Consider the following 24,913-nt stretch of genomic DNA (forward strand, 5'->3'; position numbering starts at 1 on the left):
CTACCAGCTGAAGATTTCCCAGGCTGGGATCAGCATGTCGGGGTTATCGGAGCGGATGTAGTTACTGTCGCCATCGGCCCGCACCAGGAAATACGGCTTGCCGTTTTTCGGGGTGACCTTGATAGCGTAGAGGAACCCGTTGACGCGGTATTCCTGGATGGTCTTGTCGCCTTCCTGGCGGATGGTGATGTCCGGCTCTGCAGATGGCTCGTCGGCGGCGAACGTGGCGACCGGGGCGAATGCCAGCAAGCTGGCCAGCAACAGGCGGTTCAGTGCGCGCATGGTAACCTTGTCCCTTCTCGTCAATGATCGGTCCATTCTACTTCGGGTCCGGTGAATAAAGGTTGATTTCACGCATGAGCCAAGCCCCTCTCGTCCTGGTGGACGGATCTTCCTACCTGTATCGTGCCTTCCATGCCCTGCCGCCGCTGACCACTTCAGCCGGCCTGCCCACGGGCGCGGTGAAGGGTGTGCTGAACATGCTCAAGAGCTTGCGCCGGCAGTACCCGGACAGTCCCTTCGCGGTGGTCTTCGATGCCAAGGGCGGTACCTTCCGCGACGAGATTTTCGCCGAGTACAAGGCCAACCGGCCATCGATGCCGGACGAGTTGCGGGTCCAGGTCGAACCATTGCACGCCAGCGTGCGGGCCTTGGGCTTGCCGTTGCTTTGCGTGGAGGGGGTGGAGGCCGACGACGTGATCGGCACCCTGGCCCGGCAAAGCGCTGCGGTCGGTCGTCCGGTGGTGATTTCCACCGGCGACAAGGATATGGCGCAGCTGGTCGACGGGCACATTACGCTGGTCAATACCATGACTGGTAGCACGCTAGACGTGGATGGCGTGAAGGAGAAATTCGGTGTCGGTCCTGAACTCATCATCGACTACCTGGCGCTGATGGGGGACAAGGTCGACAACATCCCCGGGGTTCCCGGTGTGGGCGAGAAGACCGCCCTCGGGTTGTTGGTGGGCATCGGTGGCGGCCTGGATATGCTCTACGCCAGCCTGGACAAAGTGCCGGAGTTGCCGATCCGTGGCGCCAAAAGCCTGCCGGCCAAGCTCGAAGAGCACCGGGATATGGCCTACCTCTCCTACAAACTGGCCACCATCAAGTGCGATGTGCCGCTGAACGTGGAAATCGATGCCCTGCATCCGGGCGAACCGGACCGCGAGGCCCTGGCCGAGCTGTATCGCACCCTGGAATTCAAGAGCTGGCTCGACGACCTGCAGCGCCAGGCCAAGTCCGCTGGCGAGGAGCTTGCTGCCCCGGAGCAGTCGGCGGCGACAACGGAGGCCCGTTATGAAACCGTCCTGGATCAGGCCCGGTTCGACGCCTGGCTGAAGAAGCTCAACGATGCGCCGCTGTTTGCCTTCGACACCGAAACTACCAGTCTCGACGCGCAGCAGGCGCAGGTGGTCGGAGTGTCGTTCGCCGTGCAGGCCTTCGATGCCGCCTACGTGCCGCTGGCCCACAGCTATATGGGCGTACCCGTCCAGCTGGATCGCGATGCCGTCCTGACGGCCCTCAAGCCACTGCTGGAAGATCCGAACAAAGCCAAGGTTGGCCAGCACGCCAAGTACGACATGAATGTCCTGGCCAATGCTTCCACCCCCATCGCCGTGCAGGGTATCGCCTTCGACACCATGCTCGAATCCTATGTACTGGACTCCACTGCCACCCGCCACGACATGGATAGCCTGGCCCTCAAGTACCTCGGCCATAGCACCATCCGATTCGAGGACATCGCCGGCAAGGGCGCCAAGCAGCTGACCTTCGACCAGATCGCCTTGGAACAGGCTGGCCCCTATGCCGCCGAAGACGCCGACGTGACCCTGCGCCTGCACCAGGCGTTGTGGCAGAAGCTGGAGGCCATCCCCTCCCTGGCCAAGGTCCTGCGCGAGATCGAGATGCCGCTGGTGCCGGTGCTCGCCCGCATCGAGCGCAATGGCGCCTATGTCGATGCCAGGCTGCTGGGTCAGCAGAGCCTCGAGCTGGGCGAGAAGATGGTCGCCCTGGAGCGCCAGGCCTTTGAGCAGGCCGGCCAGGAATTCAACCTCGGCTCGCCCAAGCAGCTCGGCGCCATCCTCTACGAGAAGCTCGGCCTGCCAGTGCTGGCCAAGACTGCCACCGGACAGCCATCCACGGCGGAAAACGTTCTTGCCGACCTCGCCGAACAGGATTACGAGCTGCCCAAGGTAATCATGCAGTACCGCTCCCTGAGCAAGCTCAAGAGCACCTATACCGACCGCCTGCCGGAACAGATCAACCCGCGCACCGGGCGCATCCACACCTCCTACCACCAGGCAGTGGCGGCCACCGGGCGCCTGTCGTCATCCGACCCGAACCTGCAGAACATCCCGATTCGCACTGCCGAGGGCCGGCGCATTCGCCAGGCCTTCATCGCGCCCAAGGGCTACAAATTGCTGGCGGCGGACTACTCGCAGATCGAGCTACGCATCATGGCTCACCTGGCCAAGGACGAAGGCCTGCTGGATGCCTTCCGCCATGACCGCGACGTGCACCGCGCCACCGCGGCTGAAGTCTTCGGCGTGCCGCTTGAAGACGTGAGCAGCGACCAGCGTCGCAGCGCCAAGGCGATCAACTTTGGTCTCATCTATGGCATGAGTGCGTTCGGCCTGGCCAAGCAGATCGACGTCGAACGCAAGGAAGCCCAGGCATACATCGACCGCTACTTCACCCGTTACCCCGGCGTGCTCGCCTATATGGAGCGCACGCGCGAACAGGCGGCGCAGCAAGGCTTCGTGGAAACCCTGTTCGGCCGTCGCCTGTATCTGCCAGAGATCCATTCCAAGAACCAGGCCATGCGCAGAGCCGCTGAGCGCACCGCGATCAACGCGCCGATGCAGGGCACGGCCGCAGACATCATGAAACGCGCCATGGTTGCCGTGGACAATTGGCTGCAGGAAAGCAGGCTGGATGCCAAGGTCATCCTCCAGGTGCACGACGAACTGGTTCTGGAAGTCCGTGAGGACCTGGTGGAGCAAGTGCGCGAGCAGATCCGGCCGCTGATGGGGGGCGCCGCTGAGCTCGAAGTACCGCTGGTGGTGGAAGTGGGGGTTGGCGACAACTGGGACGAGGCGCACTAAGCGCCCGCCTCGCCTCGCTTAGGTTATTTGGGCATAGATAACCAGCGACCGATAACGAAGTCGTTTTAGATAAAGGCTGAACTTTTGCGGTGGGATGGCGTCACAAAAACTGAACGGCACATGAAGCCTTCAAAGCTCCTTTTGCTGTGTTTAGTGTTGGCAGATATCTGAACCCCGCCCTAGCGGTTCAGACTTAGACCCCGAACTTCCCCCTCCCCATACGAAGTCCGGGGTTTTTTTTGCCTGGGATTCAGGCGTTGTCGTCTTCGCCCGAGGCTTCGTCTTCCAGCTGCAGCCAGCGCGCCAATACAGCTTGTGCTTCTTCGATGCCCTGCCGCTTGGGTGCCGAGAACAACTGGATTGTCACGCCCTCGCCCCAACCCTTGCGGATATCCTGGCGCACCTTGAGCAATGCATTCTTCGCCGCGCCAAAGGCCAGCTTGTCGGCCTTGGTCAGCAGGATGTGCAGCGGCATGTGGCTTGCGCTCGACCAGTCAAGCATCAGGCGGTCGAAGTCGGTGAGCGGATGGCGGATGTCCATCATCAGCACTAGGCCGGCCAGGCTTTCACGGCTGCTCAGGTAGGCCTCCAGGTGATGCTGCCAGTGCTGCTTCAGCGGAATGGGCACCTTGGCGTAGCCATAGCCGGGCAGATCCACCAGGCGTCGATGCTCATCGAGGGAGAAGAAGTTGAGCAGCTGCGTCCGCCCCGGTGTCTTCGAGGTCCGGGCCAGGCTGGCGTGGGTGAGGGTATTCAGCGCGCTCGACTTGCCAGCGTTGGAACGCCCGGCAAAGGCCACTTCCAGGCCCTCGTCGGGCGGGCACTGGTCGACCTTGGCGGCACTGATGAGGAAGCGGGCCTGTTGGCACAGGCCAATGATCGGATTCTTGAATGACATGCGGTGTCCAAGGGTGCGACGCGGTGTCGCAGGAGGCGGTTTCATTTCCGTTTAGGCGACGTGAGTATATAATGCCGCAGATTTAGTGTGCGCTTTATCCCCCAGGGTCTAGTGTCCACGGGACCGACTGGTGCACGAAAGAATGCCCGGCGAACCCCTCTAATGAGGTCAGATCATGAAGAAAATGCTGCTCGTCGCAAGCCTTGCGGCGCTGTCTTTCGGCGCGCAAGCAGCTCAGGATCCGGAAGCGGTGTTCAACCGCGCCTGTGGTGCCTGTCACAGTGGTCAGCTGCCTATGGCGCCGAAAAAGGGCGACAAGGCTGCGTGGGAACCTCGCCTGGCCAAGGGGATGGATACTCTGGTGCAGAGCGTCACCAACGGTTTCAACGCCATGCCACCGAAAGGCCTGTGCATGGACTGCAGTGCCGAGGACTATAAAGCGGTCATCCAGTGGATGAGCCAATAAACTGCCCCGGCGCATAACTCCTTTACCCTTTAGCCGTAGTTGGATTAGCTGATGAACAAAGTAATCGTGAGTCTGCTGTTGACCCTGGGCATCACCGGTCTGGCCCACGCCGCTGGCGACGCCAAGGCCGGCCAGGCGAAAGCCGCAGTGTGCGGTGCCTGCCATGGCCCCGATGGCAACAGCGTTGCCCCGAACTTCCCGAAACTGGCTGGCCAGGGCGAGCGTTACCTGCTCAAGCAACTCAATGACATCAAGGCCGGTAACCGCCAGGTGCTGGAAATGACTGGTCTGCTGAACAACATGAGCGACCAGGACCTGGCCGACATCGCCGCCTACTTCTCTAGCCAGAAGGGCAGCGTCGGCGCCGCCGATCCGAAGCTGGTCGCACGCGGCGAAGCCTTGTTCCGCGGCGGCAAGCTCGACCAGGGCATGCCTGCCTGCACCGGTTGCCACTCGCCTGATGGCTCCGGCAACGCCGCTGCCGGCTTCCCGCACCTGGGTGGCCAGCATGCCCAGTACGTGGCCAAGCAGCTGACCGATTTCCGCGAAGGCAACCGCACCAACGATGGCGATGCCCAGATGATGCGCGCCGTTGCTGCCAAGCTGAGCAACAAGGACATCGAAGCCGTTTCCAGTTACATCCAGGGCCTCCACTGAGGCATGTTGTCTGGAACTTGAACAAGGGTGGCCTAGGCCACCCTTTTTCGTTCTCAGGCTCGCTACAATGGCTGGAACCAGCCGCAACGCCACCGGTCAAATCTCGGCCTTCGCGGCGCCCTCTAAATCTCAAGGAGTGAAGCATGCGTAACCTGATCCTTTCCGCCGTCTTTGCCGGCGCCAGCCTGCTGGGCCTGGGCGCCCAGGCCGAGGACATCGAGGCCGGCAAGCAGTATGTCGAGCTGAGCAGCCCCGTCCCCGTGGCCGTGCCTGGCAAGATCGAGGTGGTGGAACTGTTTTGGTACGGTTGCCCGCACTGCTACCAGTTCGAGCCGACCCTCAATCCCTGGACCGAGAAGCTGCCGGAGGATGTCAATTTCGTGCGTATTCCCGCCATGTTCGGCGGCCTGTGGAACGTCCATGGCCAGCTGTTCATCGCCCTGGAAAGCATGAAGGTCGAGCAGCAGGTGCACAAAGCCGTGTTCGAGGCCATCCACAAGGACGGCAAGAAGCTGGCGACCCCCGAAGAAATGGCCGAGTTCCTCGCCACCCAGGGCGTGGACAAGGACGCCTTCCTCAAGGCCTACAACTCCTTTGGCGTGAAGAGCCAGATGGAAAAAGCCAAGAAACTGGCCATGGCCTACCAGATCACTGGCGTACCGACTCTGGTGGTGAACGGCAAGTACCGCTTCGACATCAGTTCCTCGGGTGGCCCGGAGCAGACCCTCAAGGTCGCCGAGCACCTGATCGATAAGGAGCGCGCCGCCAAGTAAGCGGTGCATTCTTCGATGCTGCGTCGCTGGGTGGGTGAGCGGACCGCAAGCCTGTGCGATGCACGGGTCAACCCCCATTGCGATAAGGGCAGGCTGCCGGCCGACGGTCGCCTGCGCCTGCTGAGCTTCAACATCCAGGTCGGCATCAACACCGAGCGCTATCACCATTACCTGACTCGTGGCTGGCAGCACCTGCTGCCGCACACCGGTCGCGCCACCAACCTGCAACGCATTGGCGACCTGCTCCGCGACTATGACCTGGTCGCCTTGCAGGAGGTCGATGGCGGTAGTCTCCGGACTGGCTATGTCAACCAGGTCGAGCGCCTTGCCCAGTTGGGTGACTTCCCCTACTGGTACCAGCAACTCAACCGCAACCTCGGTCGCCTAGCCCAGCACAGCAATGGTGTGCTCAGCCGGCTGCAGCCCAGCCTTATCGAAGATCACCCCCTTCCCGGCCCACCGGGACGCGGGGCGATCCTGATGCGTTTCGGCGAGGGACGTAACACCCTCGTCGTGGTGATGATGCACCTTTCCCTGGGCGCCCGGACCCGCACCCGGCAGCTGGCCTATATTCGCGAGCGCGTCGCCGGCTTCCGCCATCTGGTGCTGATGGGCGACATGAATACCCATGCCAATGACCTGCTCGAGCACTCGCCTCTGCGCGACCTCGGACTGCTGGCGCCTCAGGTCGAAGCAACCTTCCCTAGCTGGCGGCCGCAGCGCTGCCTCGACCACATCCTGCTCAGCTCCAGTCTCACCCTGGAGCGGGTGTCGGTACTCAGCGAGTCGATCTCCGACCACCTGCCGGTGGCAGTGGATATCCGCCTTCCTGACGAACTGTGTGCGGACCTGCCGCTCGCGCTGACCTGACCCTTCGCGGATTCCCCTGCATGAGCGATGACGCCCAACGCTGGAAAGCCAAGTACCTGCAAAGCCTCGAGCAGCAGGAGAAGCTGGAGAAGCGCTGGGAGTCCCGCCTCGACCTGTTACGTCGTGGCCTGGTGCGCAGTTCGCTGGCTGCCGAGGGCAGCGACAAGGCGGTGGACCAGTGCATGCGGGAACTGCGCGAGATCGTCCGCGGTGACCAGATGGATGCCGGGCTTGCCGCCTTGATCCCGCGTCTGGAGAGGGCCGTGCTGGATTCCGAGCACCACCGCCAGCGTGGCATTGAGCAGAACGTTGCTGCCCTGGGTAGCCTGGCGAACCGGTTGCTCGAGCTGGACCTGCCTCGCGAGGTGCGCAAGGACCTCAAGCAATTCGCCAAACGCATCGATGAGCGCGCCCGCCATCCGCGGGAAATGCCCGCCCTGCTGGCGGAGCTCAACCTGCTCCAGGGCCAGGCTCTGCTGGCCTCGCAGGCGGATCCAGCGCTGGCTCGGCCAGGGCTGCTGCAGCGCCTGTTCGGCGGCCGTGACGATGCGCCAGCCTGCGAAGAGGCGCCGGAAAATGCCCGGAAGGAACCGGTGCCTCCAGCAGCTTCTGAGCCTGCCATCGATGGGGTTATCCAGCCGTACCGTGGCGAGGCTCCCGTTGCACTCGGCGTAACTGCCGCGCCCAGGCCTGCGGGGACCCTCACTGCAGGCCTCGACAGCCTGCCTTTGCCCGCCACGCTCTTGACCGGCGAAGGCGACTCCGCCTACGCCTTGCCCAGCTTGCCGGAGCCCGGCTACAGCGCCGTGGCGCCGCATGTCGCCGACAGCCTTCGCTCGCTGCTGGACGAGCTGGAATTGCCCGAATACCACCAGCCCCAGGCCGAAGCCTTGCGTCAGCGTCTGCAGGGCGGGCTCAACTGGTACGAGCTGGTCCCGGTACTCGACGACCTCGGCGTGCTGGTGCTGGCGGTGACGGACAATGGCCAGCGCGAATTCGCCGGCTACCTCAAACAGCTCAACCAACGCCTGGCGCAGTTTCTCGACAACCTGAGTGTTGCCCAGGGTGGGCATGCCGAGTCGGAGCGCAGTGCGCGTGCACTGGATGACCAGCTGCGCGAGCAGGTCAGCGGGTTGCAGGCCAGCGTGCAGGGTGCTACTGACCTGGAACACCTGAAACAGAGCCTGGAGCAGCGCCTCGACGGCCTGCTCGACACCCTGGATCATCATCAGCAGCAACGTGCCGCGCATGAGCAGGCATTGGGCGAACGCCTGCAGGCCTTGATGGCGCGCGTGAGCAGCATGGAGGCCGAGGCCCAGGGCTTTCGCGACAACCTCGAAGCACAGCGCCAGAGGGCGTTGCGCGACCCGCTCACCGGGCTGCCAAACCGCGCAGCCTGGAACGAGCGCCTTGACCTGGAGGTGGCTCGCCAGCAGCGTTACGGCGGCGATCTGTTGCTGGCAGTGATCGACATCGACCACTTCAAGCGGATCAATGACAGCTTCGGCCATCTGGCCGGTGACAAGGTTCTCAAACTCATCGCCGCAGAGCTTGCCAGGCGCCTGCGCAAGACCGACTTCATCGCCCGCTTCGGCGGTGAAGAGTTCGTCCTTCTCCTGCCGGGCACACCGCTGGAGGGCGGCCAGCAACTGTTGGAAAACCTGCGAATAGCAGTAGAAGCTTGTCCGTTCCACTTCAAGGGCGAGCGGGTTGCGATCACCTTCTCCGCTGGATTGACCGCCCAGATTGCCGGCGAACGCAGCGATGAGACTTTCCAGCGCGCCGACCGAGCCCTCTACCGCGCCAAGCAACGCGGCCGGAATCGGGTCGAAATCAATGAGCCGAATTCAATGGTGCCAGCGCCCGACGCCTCCGGAGCGCTGCTGGCGGAGTGACCAGCTCAGGCGGCGCTGGGCAACCAGGGCTTCCAGTGTTCCGGGATGGTCTCGAGCCTCGGGTAGTCCAGCGCCGCCAACTGCACGGCGCTGAGGAGAAATGGCGTATGCCGGTGCCGCACGGGCAGCGATCTCAACTCCGGTAGCCAGAGGCTGACGTAGCTGGCCTCAGGGTCATAGCGGTGCGCCTGGCGCAGGGCGTTGAACGCCCTGCTGTGGCGAGGATCGCTTGCCGCGCCGGCGAGGTAGGCCCAGTTGCCCCAGTTGCTCGCCGGGTCGTAGTCCAGCAGGTGTTCCTCGAACCAGGCGGCGCCTGAGCACCATTGCTGTTGCAGGTCATTGACCAGGTAACTGGCCACCACCTGTCGTCCGCGGTTGGACATCCAGCCAGTCATCGCCAGCTCGCGCATATTCGCATCCACCAGCGGCATACCGGTGCGCCCCTGGCACCAGCGCAGGAAACGCTCATCGAGGTTTCGCGGAGCCCTGGCGGTGGCCTTCAGGCCGTCGACCCGGAACATGGCTCCACCGTGGCGCAGCAGGGTCCAGCGGAAGAACTCGCGCCAGAGCAGCTCGGTCCATAACCGCTGGGTCGACTCGTTGCGTCCATGCTGCGCTTCATGGCGATGCAGTTCGGCGGCGACGCGGCGGGGCGACAGGCTGCCATTGGCCAGCCATGGCGAGAGCTTCGAGGAATACTCGCTGCCAATCATCTCGTTGCGAGTGTCCTGGTGTTGGCGCACGCCCTGGGATTCCCACAGGTAATCGCGTAGCCGGGCCAGGGCAGCGGGCTCGCCGCCGGCAAAGGGGAACGCGGTGGCTGGAACCGACAGCGGATCGCCCAGGCCCAGGTGGGAAAGCGTCGGCAGTGGCTCCAGTAGCGGCAAAGCTTCCGTCGGTAACGAGGGCAGCAGATTCGGGACGAGGCGTGGCTGGAACACATTGGGACGTGCTTCGATCATGGCGCGGAATTGACTGAAGACCGAAGGCAGCTCCTCGATCAGGCACGGCAGTTGGTCTTCACTGAGCAAGGCATTGCCCGGCAGTTCGCGCAGCGGACACCTGCCCAGAGCCCTGCGCACTCGCTGCAGCTCCGTACGCTCGAAGGGGGCGACTTCCTCCAGCGTCAGCACTTCATCCAGCTTCAGTTGCGTCACCAGCGCCGGAATTACCGTGTCAGATTGTCCTTGCAGCACCAAAAGGCGTGAGCCGTGCTGGCGAAGGCCGGCGTCGAGCGCTGTGAGGCTTTCCAGCAGGAAGCGTGCGCGGTGCACACCCAAGCGCCGAGGTCCCAGCGGCGAGGGCAGCAACAGCGCAGGGTCGAAAACGAACAATGGAAGAACCCGCTCAGCCAAGAGTGCCGCCTGTAGCGCCGGGTGGTCATCGAGTCGCAGGTCTTGTTTCAACCAGAGCAGCGCACGGCTCATCATGGCTTCCTCGGGATGCGAATCCCTCCTCTCAACATTAATCTTCGCCGCTGAAAACAGCCGACCGTTCATCCTCGTCGTCTGCCCCCGTGTCCGGTCGGTACGCTGGCCCTGTGAGATCAGCTGCGTATAATCCGCGCCCTTTTTCGGCTGGGTCTTGGCAGTACGGCTGCCGTTGGGCGTGTGCACCAAGGCTGTCGAGACACGGCGTAACGGTCCGACGTGTTTACGCAAAGACGCAGCTGCTGCAGGCCATTAAACTTTGCCCATTGGTTGAGGAGCGCCCTCCATGGAAATCCTAGGCATCGCCGTCCTGATCTTTCTGGTCACCGACCCATTCGGCAATATCGCCATCTTCATCGCTGCCCTGAAGACGGTCGCGCCCGAGCGGCGCTTGCGCGTGGCCCTGCGCGAGCTGCTCTTCGCGCTGGGTTTGCTACTGGTGTTTCTGACCTTCGGCGACAAGATACTTAGCGGCCTTGGCCTGTCCCGCGAGGCCATTGCGATCGCCGGCGGCATCATCCTGTTCATCATTGCGCTACGCCTGATCTTCCCGAAGCCGGAGGGCGTGCTGGGCGACCTGCCTGGCGGCGAACCGATGCTGGTGCCCCTGGCGACGCCAGCCGTGGCCGGACCTTCGGCGCTGGCGGTGCTGATGACCCTGCGCAACACCCATCAGGGCGAGCTCTGGGAGCTTTATGCCGCTGTCGTCCTGGCCTGGAGTGCCACCGCGATGATCCTGCTCCAGGCGGCGTTCCTGCAACGTTTCCTCGGCGAGCGTGGCCTGATGGCGGTGGAACGCCTGACCGGTATGTTGCTGATCATGCTCAGCGTCGACATGCTGCTCGATAACCTGCAAAGCGTCCTTCATCTGAACCCATGAGAATCCTCTTCCTGAGCCTTGCGCTCGCTCTGCTCGGCGGCTGTGCCGGCGGACTGCGCATCGATACCAGTCACACCTCGGTCAGCCAGAGCAGCCGGGTGCAGTACGTCGTGCTGCATTACACCTCGGCTGACTTGCCCACCTCCTTGCGTGTGCTGACCCGCGATGGCGTGAGCAGCCACTACCTGATCGGCGACCACCCCGCGACCATCTACCGGCTGGTGGATGAAAGTCGTCGGGCCTGGCATGCCGGCGAGAGCGACTGGCAGGGTCGCACCTGGCTGAACGCCAGCACCCTGGGCATCGAGCTGGTCAACGATGGCTATGTGGAAACGCCGAACGGTCGGGTCTACCGGCCCTACAGTGATGAGCAGATCGATGCGCTGATCCTGCTGCTCAAGGACATCGTCGCGCGCCACAGCCTGCCCCTGGGCAGCATCATTGGCCACAGCGACATCGCGCCCCAGCGCAAAGTCGATCCGGGACCGCTGTTTCCGTGGAAACGCCTGGCCGATGCCGGTCTGGTGGCCTGGCCGGAAGCCGGCGCGGTTGCCCGCGCGCAGGCACGCTTCGCCTACAGCCTGCCGACGGTGGCGTGGTTCCAGCAGCAACTGGCACGACTGGGTTACACGACGCCGCAGACCGGAGTGCTGGATGAGGCGACGCGCAATGTCATCAGCGCATTCCAGATGAAATACCGGCAACGCCTCTATGACGGCCAGCCCGACGCGGAGACCGCCGCCCTGCTGCTGGTCCTCAACGGGATGCCGCGCTGAAGGACGGGGTACCCACCTTCCCGTTACAGGGCCCGTGTTTCTGTGGGGGCGAATGAATTCGTCCCTACAAGAGACGCACGGCTCGCGCGCGGACCGCAGCACGGGCATCTGCTGATGTAGGAACGGCAGAGCTGCCCCACTTCACACCGGCAATGCCAGGTAGAACCGCGCCCCCTGCCCCGGCCGTGAATACAGCCCGATACGGCCGCCGTGGAGTTGCACGATCTCCCTGCACAGCGCCAGGCCCAAGCCCGCACCGCCTTTGCGTGTCCCCACCTGGATGAAGGGCTCGAAGATGCGCTCCTGCTGACTGTAGGGCACGCCTTCGCCTTCGTCAGTGACGCTGAGAATGACCTGCTCACCATGCCGCCTGGCCTGCAAGCGGATCTGCCCGCCGTCCGGGCTGTGGCGAATGGCGTTGCCCATCAGGTTGTCCAGCACCTGTTCCATGCGCAGGGGATCGAGCTTGACCCGGGGAAGCGGTGGGTGCAGTTCCAATTCGATGCTGATCGAGTGCTCGCTGGCCTGGGCGCTGAAACGCTGGCGCAGGGCGCCGAGCAGCTCTTCGAGGTCACAGGGCTCGCGCTCCAGGGTCTGGGTGCCGCTCTGGTAGCGGGAGAAGTCCAGCAGGTCGTTGATCAGCCGCACCAGCCGCTGCATTTCTTCATCGAAGGTGCAGGCCAGCTCAGCTTCGCGGGTCCCGGGGAGGAAATGCATGCGTTCATGCAGCAGGCCGAATGCCATCTGCATACCGGTGACGGGGGTGCGCAACTCGTGGGAGGCGCGAAGAACGAACTCGTTGCGCACGCGCTCGAAGGCGCGGTCCTCGGTGACATCACGCAGCACCATCACCCCGGCGACGATCCGCTCGTCCTCCAGCGTCACCGGAGCCAGGCGCCAGCTCAGCAGGCGCAGTTCGCCGCTGGCCTGGACGCTCAGGTCGGGTGGCACTTCGTCCAGGGATTCGCCGCGCAGCACACGCTGGGCCGGCTCGTCCAGTTCGGGTAGCCCCAGCGCCCGTCCCAGGGGCTGGCCCCGTTGCTTTTCGCCGCATCCCAGTTGGCGTTGCGCGACGGGGTTGGCGTGCTCGATGCACCCTTGACGGTCCAGGATCAGTAATCCGTCGTCGATGCTGTCGAGGACGGCCTTGAGACGTTGTTGCCCGGCCATCAACTTTTCGATGTTGGTTGCCTTGAGCACGCGCAGGGCTTCGGCCATGAGGCCGAAACGGCGACTCAGGGCGGCGATTTCGTTGACCGGGGAGAGTGGCAGAGTGACCTGGAAGTCGCCCTGGCCAATCTGGTCGGCGGCCTTGGCCAGGGCATCCATCGGCTCGCCGAACCGTCGGGCAATGCCGTGGGCAGTCACGTAGCCGATCAGCAACACCGAAACACCGAGCAGGCCCAGCAGGCCGGCAATCAGCAACGCGCGTTCCCGGGCAGCGCCTTCCGCCTGGTGAACTTTGCCCAGGGCCTGGGTCTGTAGCGCCATCATGTGCTGGCGCACCTGGTTGAAGGCCTGGCTGAAGTCGTTGTCGTCCAGCAGTGTCCAGCGCATGCTCGCCGGCTGCGCCACCACCTCGAGGAAGTCCCGGTAGGCCGCGGCGATGCGTTCGAAGCCCGCGCGCGCCTGCGCATCCTGGGCGGAGCGCGAACCTTCTTCGAGGGCGGTGAGGAACTGTTGCTGCGATTGCTCCAGGGCTGGCAGATCAATCGGCTCGCCCATCAGGTTGACCATCTGATCGCCCAGGTGTTGGTACAGGCGCTGGCTGATGTTCAGGGTCGTGAAGTTATCGTTGATCAGCTGTTCCTGGGAGCGGGACATCTGCATCACACCGATCAGGCCGAGCAACAGACCGAGCAAGGCGACCGTGATCAGCGCCGAAATGCTCAGGAACAGTTGCGTCCGCAGCTTCATGGTCAGGCTCACAAGCCATAGAGCTTGCGCTTGCGGTAGAGGGTCGAGGAGTCGATGCCAAGCGTGCGGGCCGCCTGGTCCAGGGTCTCACTGACGGCCAGCACGCCGGCGATGTGCGCGCGTTCCAGCTCTTCGAGGCTCATCGGATCGCCGACCCGAGGTGCATTGGCCGCCGGCGATTCGCCGAGTCCAAGGTGGCTCACATCCACCAGTTCCTGATCGCAGATGATGCTGGCGCGCTCGATCACGTTGCGCAGCTCGCGCACGTTGCCTGGCCAGCGGTAGCCCTTCAGGGCTTCCAGCGCTTCCTGGCTGAAGCCTCGGGCCGGCCGCCCATAGTCGGTCACAAAGCGTGCGAGGAAGCGTTCGGCCAGCCCAAGGATGTCGTCATGACGTTCGCGCAGCGGTGGCAGGTTGAGGGTGATGACGTTCAGGCGATAGAGCAGGTCTTCGCGAAAGCGCCCCTCGCGCACCATCTCCTCCAGCACCAGGTTGGTGGCGGCCAGGATGCGCACGTCCGCGCGGCGCGTCACCGGGTCGCCGACCCGCTCGTATTCCTTGTCCTGGATGAAGCGCAGTAGCTTGGGTTGCAGGGTCAGCGGAAAGTCGCCGATCTCATCGAGGAACAGCGTGCCGCCGTCGGCCTGGCTGACCCGGCCCAGGGTGCTTTCATTGGCCCCGGTGAAGGCCCCGCGGTTGTGGCCGAACAGCTCGCTTTCCATCAAGTCGGCGGACAGCGACGGGCAACTGATGGTCACGCAGGCCTTCTTCGCCCGCTTGCTCCAGCCGTGGATGGCACGAGCCAGCTCGCCCTTGCCCGTCCCGGACTCGCCGAGGATCAGGATGTTGGCGTCGGTGGCCGCGACCTGGCGTGCGGTTTCCAGCACCGCCATCATTGCCGGGCTCTGGGAGTCGAGGTTGTCGCCGGCGCGCTGGCGCTCGCCTTCGAGCACTTCCAGGCGCGCGGTCAGCTGACCGACCTCCAATTGCTTGGCCGCTGCCATGCGCAACTGATCAGGGCTGCAGGGTTTGACCAGGTAATCGGCAGCACCTGCCTGGATGGCGTCTACGGCGGTATCGACCGCCGAGTGGGCAGTCACTATCACGACGCGCATCCAGGGAGCGTTGGCCCGCATATAGGCCAGCAAGTCGAGGCCATTCTCGTCGCCCAGGCGCAAGTCGAGGAAGCACAGGTCGAAGACCTGACGCGCCAGCGTCGCTTCTGCCTGGCCGCTGCTATTGGCGGTGGCGACACTGTAGCCCGTGTCCTCGAGGCAGTAGCGGAAGGTCCGCAAGATGGCCGCTTCGTCATCCACCAGAAGGATGCGACCTTGGTTCTCGGTAACTGGTCCCATGCATTGCTCCACTTGTCCGAGTCATAAGGTTTAGTCCGAGAAATATCGTGCAAGTTGCACTTCACTTTCAGACAAGCCTTGCAGCTTGCAATTGAACGGATTGTCGTTGGTTGACATAAGTGCATGATTTAAAAGATGAAATTAATTTGTTTCAGGCTGGCACAAGCCTTGCGAAAGTCTTGTTACCCAGCCTGGTGGAGCGGTCTTTCAACCTCTTGGGATCGTTTTCCAGACACGCCGGGTTAAGCCGCCAACAGGGAGGTTGCGGCTGTTTTGAGCGGGCCTTGAGCCCATTGACGACCACCCGAACGTGGAAGGAGAAGGCCCCATGTTGAGCTGGGCTCTGACATTTCTGGTAATTGCCATCATTGCCGCCGCCCTGGGGTTTGGAGGCATTGCCGGTACTGCTGCAGGAATTGCGAAGATTCTCTTCGTGCTCTTTCTGGTGCTGTTTGTGGTGTCTCTCATCATGGGGCGCCGACGAGGCTGATGGAGGAAATCGCAAGATTCGATGGATCGAGGGGTGGACCATGGGGCCGGGTTGCTCCGCGTTTTATGGGCGGCGCGACCTAGGGGTAGAGGGGTTACCTCCGCACGGCGGGCTGGGTCGGAAAAGGCCGAAACCGGGTACTGGTCCGAGACCAGCGCCCGGACGGCACATGTGTCACCTACTGCAGACGGCTTGCCAGCTTGGCGATGTGCTCGCCCTGGAGTCGGGCCAGGGCCAGTTGCTTATCGGCCACGGTAGTTGCGCCATAGGGCGAGCTGTCCCGCAATATCGCCGTTCTCCCCTTACCCACACCCACAAGCTAGCGACCACAAGCGGCCGGAATTAGCCAGGCTAGTGGCCTGTTTGGTTAATGCACTATCTATCGCGGTCTTTGCAGGCTGGTTGCACTTCCTTCACCCGAACGCGGCCCGTCCCCGCCCCTTTCTCTCCGGGAGAGGGGCGACCAGCGCTTGCTCGCTCGGATTTACGTCAACGAACTTAGCAACCAGGACACTAGCTGGCGCCCGTGAACTTTTCCTCCGCAAGCCTTCGTCCGCCATTGCGAATGAATTCGCCCCTCCATTTCCGTCCCGCTATCATCCACGTCACTGATTGGGGGAACTGCAAATGTTGAACGGCCTGTGGCTGGGCTTTTTCGTGGTAGCGGCGGTGGCCGCGTTCGGGCGCTGGATCGGTGGTGACCCGGGGGTTTGGGCGGCGATGGTGGAAAGCCTGTTCGCCATGGCCAAGCTGTCTGTCGAAGTGATGATCCTGTTGTTCGGCACCCTGACACTGTGGATGGGCTTTCTGCGGATCGCCGAGAAAGCCGGCCTGGTGGAGTGGCTGGGGCGCATCCTGGCGCCCTTGTTCCACCGACTTATGCCCGAGGTCCCGCCGGGGCATCCAGCGCTCGGCCTGATCACCCTCAACTTCGCCGCCAACGGCTTGGGCCTGGACAACGCTGCGACGCCGATCGGCCTCAGGGCCATGCGCGCCCTGCAGGAGCTGAACCCCAGCAGCACCACGGCGAGCAACGCGCAGATCCTGTTCCTGGTGCTCAATGCCTCGTCGCTGACCCTGCTGCCAGTGTCGATCTTCATGTACCGCGCGCAACAGGGCGCAGACGATCCGACCCTGGTGTTCCTGCCCATTCTCCTCGCAACCAGCTGCTCCACCCTGGTTGGCCTGCTGTCGGTGGCACTGGTGCAGCGCCTGCGCCTCTGGGATCCGGTGGTGCTCGCTTACCTGGTCCCCGGCGCGCTGTTGCTGGGCGGCTTCATGGCGCTGCTTGCCGGGCTCTCCGCTACGGCGCTGGCGGCGCTGTCTTCTCTGCTCGGCAACCTCACGCTGTTCAGCCTGATCCTGGTGTTCCTGCTGCTCGGTGCCCTGAAGCGAGTGCCAGTGTACGAATGCTTCGTCGAAGGGGCGAAAGAGGGCTTCGACGTGGCCAAGACGCTGTTGCCGTACCTGGTGGCCATGCTCTGCGCCGTAGGCGTGCTGCGGGCCTCCGGCGCGCTGGACTTTGGCCTCGACGGCATTCGCGCGATGGTCGAGTGGTTCGGCTGGGACACCCGCTTCGTCGATGCCTTGCCCACAGCGCTGGTGAAACCGTTCTCCGGCAGTGCGGCCCGCGCCATGCTGATCGAGACCATGCAGACCCAGGGTGTCGACAGCTTCCCCGCGCTGCTGGCGGCAACGGTGCAAGGCAGTACTGAGACCACCTTCTACGTGCTGGCCGTGTACTTCGGTTCAGTGGGCATCCAGCGTGCGCGGCATGCCGTGGGTTGTGCGCTGACCGCGGACCTGGCCGGGGTCCTGGCCTCCATCGGCGTCTGCTACTGGTTCTTCGGCTAAGGCCGGCGGTTCATTCGCCAAGTAGCCCCAGGCAAGGGGCGGCCTCCTTAACGCGGCTTGGGCGGCAGCTCCGACGGTGTTACGCGAAAGCGCAGGGTGCCGATCATCTGCCCGGCTTCGGTAATCACCTGCACCTGCCAGCGGCCCTCTGGATCCGACGGGAAGTTCTGCTTGTGGGTCCAGGCGCGGTAACCGGCTTCACGACCGCCGTTGATGTCGAGGGCAATGCGGTCCACGACTTGTCCGCGGAAGCGCCAGACGTGATAGATCCGCTCGTTCAGCCCACGCGGTGCGTTGATCGCGGTGTAGGCGTAAAGCCCCTTGCTGCGCAGCTCGCTGGAGGTGACTTCCTTCACCCCTTCGCCCGGCGTGCGGCGGTGGTTGTCCAGTTCGGGCGTCACGGCCACTTCGGTTAGCCATAGTGTTGCTGGCGGCACCCAGGTGCGGGTCATCCAGCCGACCCCGCCCATCGCCAGGGTCAGGCCGACCATGGCCAGGCCTCGCCACCAGCGCTGGACACGGATAGCACCGAACAGGCTGGCGAACGACAGCGCCACGGCACTGCCCAGGGCCCAGCGATAGCTTTGTGCGGTGGTCAGTTGAAGGATCAGCGGCAGCGCGGCCAGCAATACCGCAAACAGCGTCAGCGTGTGATAGGCGAGAAACAGCCATCGCCGTGGCGCGAGGAACTTGTTGTACACCGGATCGGTGATGGAGCAGAGCGCTGCTACGGCCAGCAGCCCGGTAAACAGCGCTTGGCTGCTGTTCCAACTGGTCGTTATGAGGAAGAACGGCAGCACGAAGAACAGGCTTTCCTGGTGGATCAACTGGGTCAGGAAGCGCATCAGCGGCGGCGGCATCTCGATGCCGAACAGCCGCTCGATGCTGCGCCGGAACAAGTGCTCCAACACCAGCCAGACCCAGCTCACCAACATCAGGATGGCGATCACCTTGGCCACCCGCGCCCCGCGATCCACCAGCAGGAAGCTCGCCACGCCCGAGCAGAAGCCATAGAGCGCGATCAGCCGGGGATGGCGCTGAATCAATGCGAGCAGCTTGAGTACGTGGGGCTTGTAGGTCGACAGCGGCATCAGTCGAGGGCAGGCGGTGATTGCTAAGTGGCGCAGGATACTGCCGCCCGGCGCTACTGAGAAGTCGCATGGCCTGCGCCCTGATGGGCGCAGCTGCTCGTGGATGTCGAGGACTGGTCAACCCGGTCCGCGCCTGCTGCTCCAGAATTGCTGGGCTAGCAAGCGCAGACCGCCGGCGAGATCGGCGACTTCTTGCGCGCTCTGCTGGCTCTTGATGCTGCTCAGGGTATTGCTGTCGGCGGCCATGCGGATGTTCGTCAGGCTGCGCTGAATTTCCTCGCTCGCAGCACTTTGCTGCTCGACTGCGCTGGCAATCTGCAGGCTCATGCCGCTGATGGCGTTGATCTGAAGATTCACCGATTCCAGCGAGCTGCTGGCACGTTGGGCCTGCTGCAGGCTATCGGTGGCCCGTTCGCTGCTGTGCTGCATGGCGGTCACTGCCTGTTCGGCGCCCTGCTGCAGGCTGTCGATGATGCGGTGGATCTGCGCGGTGGAGCTTTGCGTGCGCGACGCCAGGGCACGCACTTCATCGGCGACCACGGCGAAGCCTCGGCCTGCCTCCCCGGCCCGCGCCGCCTCGATAGCCGCGTTGAGGGCCAGCAGGTTGGTCTGTTCGGCAACGCCCTGGATCACTTCCAGCACTTGACTGATCGCATCGCTGTGCTTGCGCACGTCCTGCACCACTCCTGTCGCCAAGCGCACCTCTTCCTCCAGTTCGGTAATGCGCAGGCGGGTTGCTTCCACCTCCTGGCGGCCGAGATTGGCGGCCGCATCGGTCTGGTCCGCGGCCGTGGCGCTTTGCTGGGCGTTGCGCGCCACTTCCTGGACACTGCAGGCCATCTGTTCGACCGCACTGGCGACCTGGTCGGTCTCCTGCTGCTGCTGGCGCGTTGCATCGCTGGTGCTGGTCACGGATGTGGCCAGGTGCTCGGCGTGCTCGGCCAATTGCCGAGATGATTCGGCGATACGCCCAACCACCGCGCCCGCCTCCATTTCCAGCATGCGCAGGGCGAAGGCCAGCTCGCCGAACTCGTCATTGCGGCCGCAGTAGAGATGCTGGCTGAGCGGGTTGCTGGCAATGCTTCGGGCCTTGCCCAGCAGGGCCTGGAGCGGTCGTAGCTGCCAGTGCAGCCAGGCGCCGCAGAGCCCCAGGCTGGCCAGGATGGTTGGAATACTGGCAAACGGCAGAAGGTCCTCGAACTGGCTGGCCAGGCCAATGCCGCTGGCAATGGCCAGGCCACAGCCGGCGAGCAGGCGCCCGTGCAGCCCCAGGCGGGGGCGGCGCAATGCGCGTGGCTGGCGCCCGGCCCGCAGCTCGGCGTAGAGGCGTTCGGCGGCATCGGCCTGCCCTGCCTCGGGGCAGGTGCGTACCGACTGGTACTCCACGACTTGTCCGTCGCGCAGTACGGGTGTGACGTAGGCACTGACCCAGTAATGGTCGCCATTCTTGCAGCGGTTCTTCACCAGGCCCATCCAGCTGCGCCCGGATTTCAGGGTGGCCCACAGGTGGGCGAAAGCGGCGACGGGCATGTCCGGATGCCGCACGATGTTGTGGCTGCGGCCGAACAACTCCTCGCGATTGAAACCGCTGATGCTCAGGAAGTCCGGGTTCACGTGGGTGATCATGCCTTTCAGATCGGTCGTGGAGAGTATGTTGGCACTGGCGTCGAACTTGACCGCCCGGCCGGTCACCGGCAGGTTGAGCTTCATCGACTGGCTCCTTGGTTGAGTGCATCGTGCAGGTTGAACGGCCCGGTCTCTCCGAGCAGACAGCCATACCCCTCCAAATAGCCCTCGCCGTTGAACAGGCGCTCCAATACCTGCGGGGGTTGTGGCCGGCTGAACCAGAAGCCCTGGGCGTAGTAACAGTCCTCGTTGAGCAGGAAGTCCATGTGTTCGGGCTGCTCCACCCCTTCGGCCACTACTTCCAGGCCCAGGCTCCGGCCCAGCCCGATGATGGCGCGACAGATGGCGCGCAGCTCCGGGTCGTGCGGGGCACCGCCGATGAAGCTGCGGTCGACCTTGAGCAGGTGTAGCGGAAAACGCTTGAGGTAGCCGAGCGAGGAGTAGCCGGTACCGAAGTCGTCCAGCGCCAGGCGCACGCCGAGACTGGACAGCTCACGCAGACAGGCCAGGGTGTCGGCGCCGTCCTGCATCAACAGGCTTTCGGTGATTTCCAGCACCAGGCTGCTGGCGTCCAGGCCGGTTTCCCGCAGGATTTCGGAGAGCTGGCTGGCGAACCCCGGCTGCAGCAGCTGGCGGCTGGACAGGTTGACCGAGCAGCTCAGCGACGATTGTCCCGCCAGTTGCCAGTAGCGCGTCTGACGACAGGCCTCGCGTAGCACCCATTCCCCCACCGGGATGATTTCGCCGGACTCTTCCAGCGCCGGGATGAACTGCAGCGGCGATACCGGTTGGCCATCCTGGCGCCAGCGCAGCAGGGCTTCCACCGCGGTGACCACGGGCCGCTCGCCGTCAATCCGGCAGATGGGCTGGTAGTGCAGTTCGAACTCTTCGCGGGCCAGCGCCTGGGCCAGTGCGTTGTGCAGGTCCAGACGCTGCCGAGCTGTCTCCTGCAGCTCGACGCTGTAGCGGGCGAATTGCGCCTTACCGGCTTCCTTGGCGCGATACAGGGCTAAATCGGCGGCCTGCAGGGCATCCACGGCCTGGTCTGCGCCAAGCAGCCCGGCGATGCCGATGCTGGCGCTGACGGATAGCGTGCGGTCCTCCAGGGGAAGCGGCTTGTGCAGGCTTTCGAGCATACGGCGCGCAACCTGCTCGGCGTCCTCCAGACAGGCCAGGTCGTCGAGCAGCACGACGAATTCATCGCCACCGAAACGCGCCAGATGGTCGCCTGGACGCAGGCAGCGCGACAGCCGCTGGGCCACCTCCACCAGCACCCGGTCCCCGGTGGCATGGCCGAGGCTGTCGTTGATCAGCTTGAAGCGGTCCAGGTCGATGAACAGCAGGGCTGCCTCCCGCGCACCAGGCTTTTGCCGGCGCTGCAGGGCCAGCTGCATCAGCTCATCGAGCCGCAGGCGGTTGGCCAGGCCGGTCAGCGGGTCGTGGCGTGCGGCATGCTTGAGTTGCTGTTCGGTGGCCTTGCGCTGGCTGATGTCGGTTTGCGAACCGGCCATGCGGCCGCCCTCGGCGACGCCGCGTGCCAGCACCCAGAGATAGCCACCGTCACGTTGGCGAATACGGTACTCATGGTGCAGCGAGGGCGTGTCGCCGCGCAGATGCGCATCCACGGCCTGGCGCAGGCTGGGCAGGTCGTCCGGGTGGACCCGACCGAACCAGCTGGCACTGCCTTCGCCGAGGCTGTCACGGGTCAGTCCGAGCATGCTCGCCCAGCGCTCGGAGAGGTAAAGCCGGTCGTGCTCCAGGTCCCAGTCCCACAGGCCATCGTTGGCCCCACGCAAGGCTCGGGCGAAGCGTGCTTCGCTGTCCTCCAGGGCCTGCCGCTGGGCGGCGCTGTAAGTGTCGATGGCCAGCGCCATGTCGAAGAACACTGCCTTCAACAGGCTCGCATAGGTGGCACTGGCTTCGTGCTCGCCCAGCAAATCGGTGAGCATGTGGTCCAGGTAAAGGCGGTAGGCACCCAGGTACCATTTGAGTTCGACGCCTACGTGCTGGTGCACCAACCCCACGCGCAGCCGATGCAACACGTAGCTGTGGTCGTAGGGGCCGCGCCAGAGCTGCTGGTAATAGCCCAGCTGGCTGTGCTTGAGCCGCGCCAGGGTGGCCGGTTCATCGAGGATTCCGGCGATCGGCTCGTATTGACCAAGGTGTTTGTACAGGCGCTCGACGAAGGCCTGGTGGCAATTGTCCAGGCCCGCCGCGTGTTGGCCCAGGCGCGCGGCATCCGCGTCCTGCCAGTCGAGGTACTGGAAGCGCTGGAGGACCTCCGCGTGCGTCAGGCCGATTCGTCCGAGCATTGCTTGTAATTGTTGTTCTAAGCCCATGCATCCTCCTCGGGAGGTTTTCCCGGGAATAAAAAAAGCGCCGTGATCGGAAGCCTCGGAAGAAGCTCACGATCACGGCGCTCTGTCTTGCAGGCCCCTGTGTCCTGCCCGGCAAAGCCGGCTTCCGCTTTCGCGGAACCTTGCCCGGGCAGTTTTTACATCAGTTGGAGGGGTCCGACAACTCCTTCAGAGCCTGCTGCAGGCGCTTGCGTAATCGCCCCAGCTCTCGGGACTTGAAGGCGTGACGGGTGCTTTCCAGGGTCTCGATGGTCTCGCCCAGCAGCGCCTGAATGCGCCCGGCATGGTTGAGAGGTGCATCCTTGAGCCATCGGCAGAGGGGCATCTGTAGGCAGTCGCTACTGCGGGTGAGGAGGGTACAGGTCAACTCGCTGCGTTCGACCAGGGAGCCGGCTTGGATAGCGAGCGTCTGGTCGTCGCTGGCCAGCACGAGAAGGGGCACGCGATGTTTCATTTTTTTAGTGCGCTGGGTGATGGCAAAGGGCTACGACTTTAGGTGGCTGCTCGGTCATGAATATTGATCCAGGTCAAATTTCTGCGCTTGCCTACGGACAGTCGATCTGGACTGGGATGTCCATTCTAGAGAGGCTCTGTCGAAGAACATCGCATTGCTGCCCCTTGGCGTTTCTGGCCCCCTGGGGCGCGACAGTGACTCGGGCGAAGGTAAAACCGCCCGTTACCAGTACTGCGCCCCCTCTGCGGCTGTTTCTGGAGAGTCCGGCGTATCCTGCGCCACCCTGCCGGGGAGCCGGTCAGCGATGTGAGCTGATCTCCGGCTCGAAGTACCGGCGCGCGACCGATTCTTCTCGCTCCTCTTCGGCGGCATCTGGCGCGTCGGGGTTATCCAGCACCGCATAGGCGATTGCACAAAACAGCGAGTTGAGGCGTTTCATATCGCCCATCAGCCCCAGGTGCAGGGCGCTGGTCTCGATGCTCTGCACCACCTGTTGGTGCAGTCGCGCAACATGAGCATGGGCGTAACGCCGCTCGAGCATGCGGAAGCGGCGCTTGGCCCGGCGCAGACGCTTGGCGTTCTCCTGATCGCCATTGAGGAACACCGACAAGCTCAGGTGCAGGTTATCCACAAGCTGGTCGTAAAGGCTGATGATTTCCGCCAGGCCCTCGGCGGAAAAGGCCAGGCGCTGGCCGTCCTTCTTGCTGCGCACATCGTCGAGCATGCGCTCGATGATGTCGCCGGCCTGCTCGAGGTTGATGGTCAACTCGATGATTTCCGCCCAGCGCCGACTGTCGCGCTCGCCCAGATCCTCCCGGGGCATGCGTGCCAGGTACAGCTTGATCGCGGTGTAGAGGGCGTCGATGTCGTCGTCGAGCCGGTGGATATCCTTGCCCAACAACGGGTCGCCGCCGCGCAGCAGGTGTAGGAGGTTGTTCAGCATCTGCTCGACGATGTCGCCCATGCGCAGGGTTTCACGCACTGCGTTGGCCAGTGCCAGGCTGGGGGTGTCGAGGGCTGTGGCGTCGAGGTGCCGGGGTTTGGCCACATCGTCCGGCTGCGGACGATCCGGCAGCAGCCAATTGCAGAAGCGCGCCATTGGCACGATCAACAGGAGGCAGAGACCACAGCGCACGCTGTTGTAGAGCACGTGGAAGGCGATCACCAGCTCGGCGTTGGAGATTGGCCAGCTATCCATCCAGTTCGCCAGTGGGCCCACCAGCGGCAGCACCAGCACGCAGCCGGCCAGTTTGAAGAGCAGGCTGCCCAGGGCCACGCGCCGGCCGGCGGGGTTCTGCAGGCTACTGCTGAGCAGGGCAAGCACACCGCTGCCAAGGTTGGCGCCAATCACCAGGCACAGCGCCACCTTCAGCGAAATGACGTTGGACGCGGCCAGCGTCGCGGTGAGCAGGACGGCGGCGAGGCTTGAGTAGGACACCATGGCGAACAGTGCGCCGGTCAGCGCATCCAGCAATACATCGCCGGTGAGCGAGGAGAACAGCACCTTCACGCCCTTGGCCGTGGTAATGGGCTCGGCTGCGGCGACGATCAGCTGCAGGGCGAGGATGATCAGCCCGAGTCCGATGCCGACCCGGCCGAGCTGGCCCAGGCGCGTCTGCTTGCGTGAGAGGAACAGGATGACGCCGAAGAAGATCAGCAGCGGCGACAGCCAGGACAGGTCCAGGGTCAGCACCCGTGCCATCAGCGCCGTGCCGACATCGGCGCCAAGCATGATGGCCAGGGCCGGGGCCAGCAGCATCAGGCCCTGGGCGACGAAGGAGCTGACCAGCAGTGCGGTGGCATTGCTGCTCTGGACCAGCGCGGTGACGCCGATGCCGGCGGCGAAGGCCAGTGGTCGACGGCGCACGCTGATACTGAGCAGACGTCGCAGGTTGGCGCCGTAGACACGGAGGATGCCGCTACGCACGATGTGCGTGCCCCAGATGAGCAGGGCGACGGCGGAAAGCAAATTGAGCAGCGTCAGCATGGTGGCCCTCCTGGCGAACTCGAGAGCCGCTGT

General features: G+C 64.0%; 20 protein-coding genes and 1 pseudogene. 10 read left to right on the top strand and 11 right to left on the bottom strand.

All coding sequences use genetic code 11. The features are described 5' to 3' along the window. Positions 1-282: a DUF2782 domain-containing protein gene (locus OXH74_RS08500; RefSeq protein WP_215376058.1), complete on the bottom strand. Its 282-nt coding sequence runs from the start codon at positions 280-282 to the stop codon at positions 1-3. A 74-nt stretch (positions 283-356) separates the two neighbouring features. Here OXH74_RS08500 and polA point away from each other — a divergent pair, with 74 nt between their 5' ends. Next, positions 357-3,104, top strand: a complete 2,748-nt coding sequence (polA, locus tag OXH74_RS08505; protein WP_375740835.1) for a DNA polymerase I — start codon at positions 357-359, stop codon at positions 3,102-3,104. 250 nt (positions 3,105-3,354) lie between these two features. Here the strand turns inward: polA and yihA are convergent, their stop codons facing one another. Further along, positions 3,355-4,002, bottom strand: a complete 648-nt coding sequence (yihA, locus tag OXH74_RS08510; protein ID WP_375740836.1) for a ribosome biogenesis GTP-binding protein YihA/YsxC — start codon at positions 4,000-4,002, stop codon at positions 3,355-3,357. A 175-nt stretch (positions 4,003-4,177) separates the two neighbouring features. On the opposite strand from yihA, the gene OXH74_RS08515 reads away from it, so the two are divergent. The 5 genes from OXH74_RS08515 to OXH74_RS08535 all read left to right on the top strand — a co-directional run bounded on the left by OXH74_RS08515 (position 4,178) and on the right by OXH74_RS08535 (position 8,663). After that, positions 4,178-4,468 (top strand): c-type cytochrome, encoded by a 291-nt coding sequence (locus OXH74_RS08515; RefSeq protein WP_375740837.1) that lies wholly within the window; start codon positions 4,178-4,180, stop codon positions 4,466-4,468. A gap of 51 nt (positions 4,469-4,519) precedes the next feature. Next, positions 4,520-5,125 (top strand): cytochrome c, encoded by a 606-nt coding sequence (locus OXH74_RS08520; RefSeq protein ID WP_215376071.1) that lies wholly within the window; start codon positions 4,520-4,522, stop codon positions 5,123-5,125. A 143-nt stretch (positions 5,126-5,268) separates the two neighbouring features. Continuing rightward, entirely contained in the window at positions 5,269-5,898 is a 630-nt protein-coding gene (locus OXH74_RS08525; protein WP_215376076.1) for a thiol:disulfide interchange protein DsbA/DsbL, read from the top strand. 15 nt (positions 5,899-5,913) lie between these two features. Continuing rightward, positions 5,914-6,768 (top strand): endonuclease/exonuclease/phosphatase family protein, encoded by an 855-nt coding sequence (locus OXH74_RS08530; protein ID WP_375740838.1) that lies wholly within the window; start codon positions 5,914-5,916, stop codon positions 6,766-6,768. Between the two features lie 20 nt (positions 6,769-6,788). Further along, positions 6,789-8,663, top strand: a complete 1,875-nt coding sequence (locus OXH74_RS08535; protein WP_375740839.1) for a GGDEF domain-containing protein — start codon at positions 6,789-6,791, stop codon at positions 8,661-8,663. Between the two features lie 5 nt (positions 8,664-8,668). Here the strand turns inward: OXH74_RS08535 and OXH74_RS08540 are convergent, their stop codons facing one another. Beyond that, positions 8,669-10,090, bottom strand: coding sequence for a DASH family cryptochrome (locus tag OXH74_RS08540; protein WP_375740840.1), 1,422 nt, complete (start codon positions 10,088-10,090; stop codon positions 8,669-8,671). Between the two features lie 289 nt (positions 10,091-10,379). On the opposite strand from OXH74_RS08540, the gene OXH74_RS08545 reads away from it, so the two are divergent. Together OXH74_RS08545 and OXH74_RS08550 are read left to right on the top strand one after the other, a co-directional pair. Next, positions 10,380-10,973, top strand: coding sequence for a MarC family protein (locus OXH74_RS08545; RefSeq protein WP_215376089.1), 594 nt, complete (start codon positions 10,380-10,382; stop codon positions 10,971-10,973). Continuing rightward, positions 10,970-11,749, top strand: a complete 780-nt coding sequence (locus tag OXH74_RS08550) for an N-acetylmuramoyl-L-alanine amidase (protein ID WP_375740841.1) — start codon at positions 10,970-10,972, stop codon at positions 11,747-11,749. Before OXH74_RS08545 ends, OXH74_RS08550 begins: the two co-directional genes overlap by 4 nt. 141 nt (positions 11,750-11,890) lie before the next feature. On the opposite strand, the gene OXH74_RS08555 is transcribed toward OXH74_RS08550, so the two are convergent. Both OXH74_RS08555 and algB read right to left on the bottom strand, forming a co-directional pair. Further along, positions 11,891-13,666, bottom strand: coding sequence for a KinB sensor domain-containing domain (locus OXH74_RS08555; protein WP_375740842.1), 1,776 nt, complete (start codon positions 13,664-13,666; stop codon positions 11,891-11,893). 8 nt (positions 13,667-13,674) lie between these two features. Next, positions 13,675-15,021, bottom strand: coding sequence for a sigma-54-dependent response regulator transcription factor AlgB (gene algB / locus OXH74_RS08560; protein WP_375740843.1), 1,347 nt, complete (start codon positions 15,019-15,021; stop codon positions 13,675-13,677). A gap of 328 nt (positions 15,022-15,349) precedes the next feature. On the opposite strand from algB, the gene OXH74_RS08565 reads away from it, so the two are divergent. Continuing rightward, positions 15,350-15,511 carry a DUF1328 domain-containing protein gene (locus OXH74_RS08565; protein WP_375740844.1) on the top strand — a complete coding sequence of 54 codons (162 nt, stop codon included), beginning with the start codon at positions 15,350-15,352 and terminating at the stop codon, positions 15,509-15,511. Positions 15,512-16,138: 627 nt separating this feature from the next. After that, complete coding sequence (locus OXH74_RS08570; RefSeq protein WP_375740845.1) at positions 16,139-17,365, top strand: nucleoside recognition domain-containing protein; 1,227 nt, start codon at positions 16,139-16,141, stop codon at positions 17,363-17,365. 47 nt (positions 17,366-17,412) lie between these two features. On the opposite strand, the gene OXH74_RS08575 is transcribed toward OXH74_RS08570, so the two are convergent. The 6 genes and pseudogenes from OXH74_RS08575 to OXH74_RS08600 all read right to left on the bottom strand — a co-directional run bounded on the left by OXH74_RS08575 (position 17,413) and on the right by OXH74_RS08600 (position 24,880). Further along, positions 17,413-18,456 (bottom strand): DUF5924 family protein, encoded by a 1,044-nt coding sequence (locus tag OXH74_RS08575; protein WP_375740846.1) that lies wholly within the window; start codon positions 18,454-18,456, stop codon positions 17,413-17,415. Positions 18,457-18,573: 117 nt separating this feature from the next. Beyond that, entirely contained in the window at positions 18,574-19,458 is an 885-nt protein-coding gene (locus tag OXH74_RS08580) for a methyl-accepting chemotaxis protein (RefSeq protein ID WP_375741584.1), read from the bottom strand. 12 nt (positions 19,459-19,470) lie between these two features. Further along, positions 19,471-20,166 (bottom strand): annotated as a pseudogene (locus OXH74_RS08585) (PAS domain-containing protein); the annotation flags it as partial. Beyond that, a complete protein-coding gene (locus OXH74_RS08590) occupies positions 20,163-22,421 on the bottom strand; it encodes a putative bifunctional diguanylate cyclase/phosphodiesterase (protein ID WP_375740847.1) in 2,259 nt (752 codons plus the stop codon). The gene OXH74_RS08590 and the pseudogene OXH74_RS08585, both read right to left, overlap by 4 nt. A 160-nt stretch (positions 22,422-22,581) precedes the next feature. Then, positions 22,582-22,881, bottom strand: coding sequence for a hypothetical protein (locus OXH74_RS08595; RefSeq protein ID WP_349814450.1), 300 nt, complete (start codon positions 22,879-22,881; stop codon positions 22,582-22,584). Positions 22,882-23,191: 310 nt separating this feature from the next. Beyond that, positions 23,192-24,880, bottom strand: a complete 1,689-nt coding sequence (locus OXH74_RS08600) for a Na/Pi cotransporter family protein (protein WP_375740848.1) — start codon at positions 24,878-24,880, stop codon at positions 23,192-23,194. Between the last annotated feature and the right edge of the window lie 33 nt (positions 24,881-24,913).

Origin of the sequence: Metapseudomonas boanensis (genome assembly GCF_042232855.1) — a bacterium.
GTDB lineage: Bacteria > Pseudomonadota > Gammaproteobacteria > Pseudomonadales > Pseudomonadaceae > Metapseudomonas > Metapseudomonas boanensis.

Coding starts and splice junctions, on each gene's coding strand:
- OXH74_RS08600 (WP_375740848.1), bottom strand. CDS start 24,880: ATGCTGACGCTGCTCAATTTGCTTTCCGCCGTCGCCCTGCTCATCTGG.
- OXH74_RS08525 (WP_215376076.1), top strand. CDS start 5,269: ATGCGTAACCTGATCCTTTCCGCCGTCTTTGCCGGCGCCAGCCTGCTG.
- polA (WP_375740835.1), top strand. CDS start 357: ATGAGCCAAGCCCCTCTCGTCCTGGTGGACGGATCTTCCTACCTGTAT.
- OXH74_RS08500 (WP_215376058.1), bottom strand. CDS start 282: ATGCGCGCACTGAACCGCCTGTTGCTGGCCAGCTTGCTGGCATTCGCC.
- OXH74_RS08515 (WP_375740837.1), top strand. CDS start 4,178: ATGAAGAAAATGCTGCTCGTCGCAAGCCTTGCGGCGCTGTCTTTCGGC.
- OXH74_RS08555 (WP_375740842.1), bottom strand. CDS start 13,666: ATGAAGCTGCGGACGCAACTGTTCCTGAGCATTTCGGCGCTGATCACG.
- OXH74_RS08535 (WP_375740839.1), top strand. CDS start 6,789: ATGAGCGATGACGCCCAACGCTGGAAAGCCAAGTACCTGCAAAGCCTC.
- OXH74_RS08565 (WP_375740844.1), top strand. CDS start 15,350: ATGTTGAGCTGGGCTCTGACATTTCTGGTAATTGCCATCATTGCCGCC.
- OXH74_RS08570 (WP_375740845.1), top strand. CDS start 16,139: ATGTTGAACGGCCTGTGGCTGGGCTTTTTCGTGGTAGCGGCGGTGGCC.
- OXH74_RS08520 (WP_215376071.1), top strand. CDS start 4,520: ATGAACAAAGTAATCGTGAGTCTGCTGTTGACCCTGGGCATCACCGGT.
- yihA (WP_375740836.1), bottom strand. CDS start 4,002: ATGTCATTCAAGAATCCGATCATTGGCCTGTGCCAACAGGCCCGCTTC.
- OXH74_RS08575 (WP_375740846.1), bottom strand. CDS start 18,456: ATGCCGCTGTCGACCTACAAGCCCCACGTACTCAAGCTGCTCGCATTG.
- OXH74_RS08590 (WP_375740847.1), bottom strand. CDS start 22,421: ATGGGCTTAGAACAACAATTACAAGCAATGCTCGGACGAATCGGCCTG.
- algB (WP_375740843.1), bottom strand. CDS start 15,021: ATGGGACCAGTTACCGAGAACCAAGGTCGCATCCTTCTGGTGGATGAC.
- OXH74_RS08545 (WP_215376089.1), top strand. CDS start 10,380: ATGGAAATCCTAGGCATCGCCGTCCTGATCTTTCTGGTCACCGACCCA.
- OXH74_RS08580 (WP_375741584.1), bottom strand. CDS start 19,458: ATGCTGGAAATGGAGGCGGGCGCGGTGGTTGGGCGTATCGCCGAATCA.
- OXH74_RS08530 (WP_375740838.1), top strand. CDS start 5,914: ATGCTGCGTCGCTGGGTGGGTGAGCGGACCGCAAGCCTGTGCGATGCA.
- OXH74_RS08550 (WP_375740841.1), top strand. CDS start 10,970: ATGAGAATCCTCTTCCTGAGCCTTGCGCTCGCTCTGCTCGGCGGCTGT.
- OXH74_RS08540 (WP_375740840.1), bottom strand. CDS start 10,090: ATGAGCCGTGCGCTGCTCTGGTTGAAACAAGACCTGCGACTCGATGAC.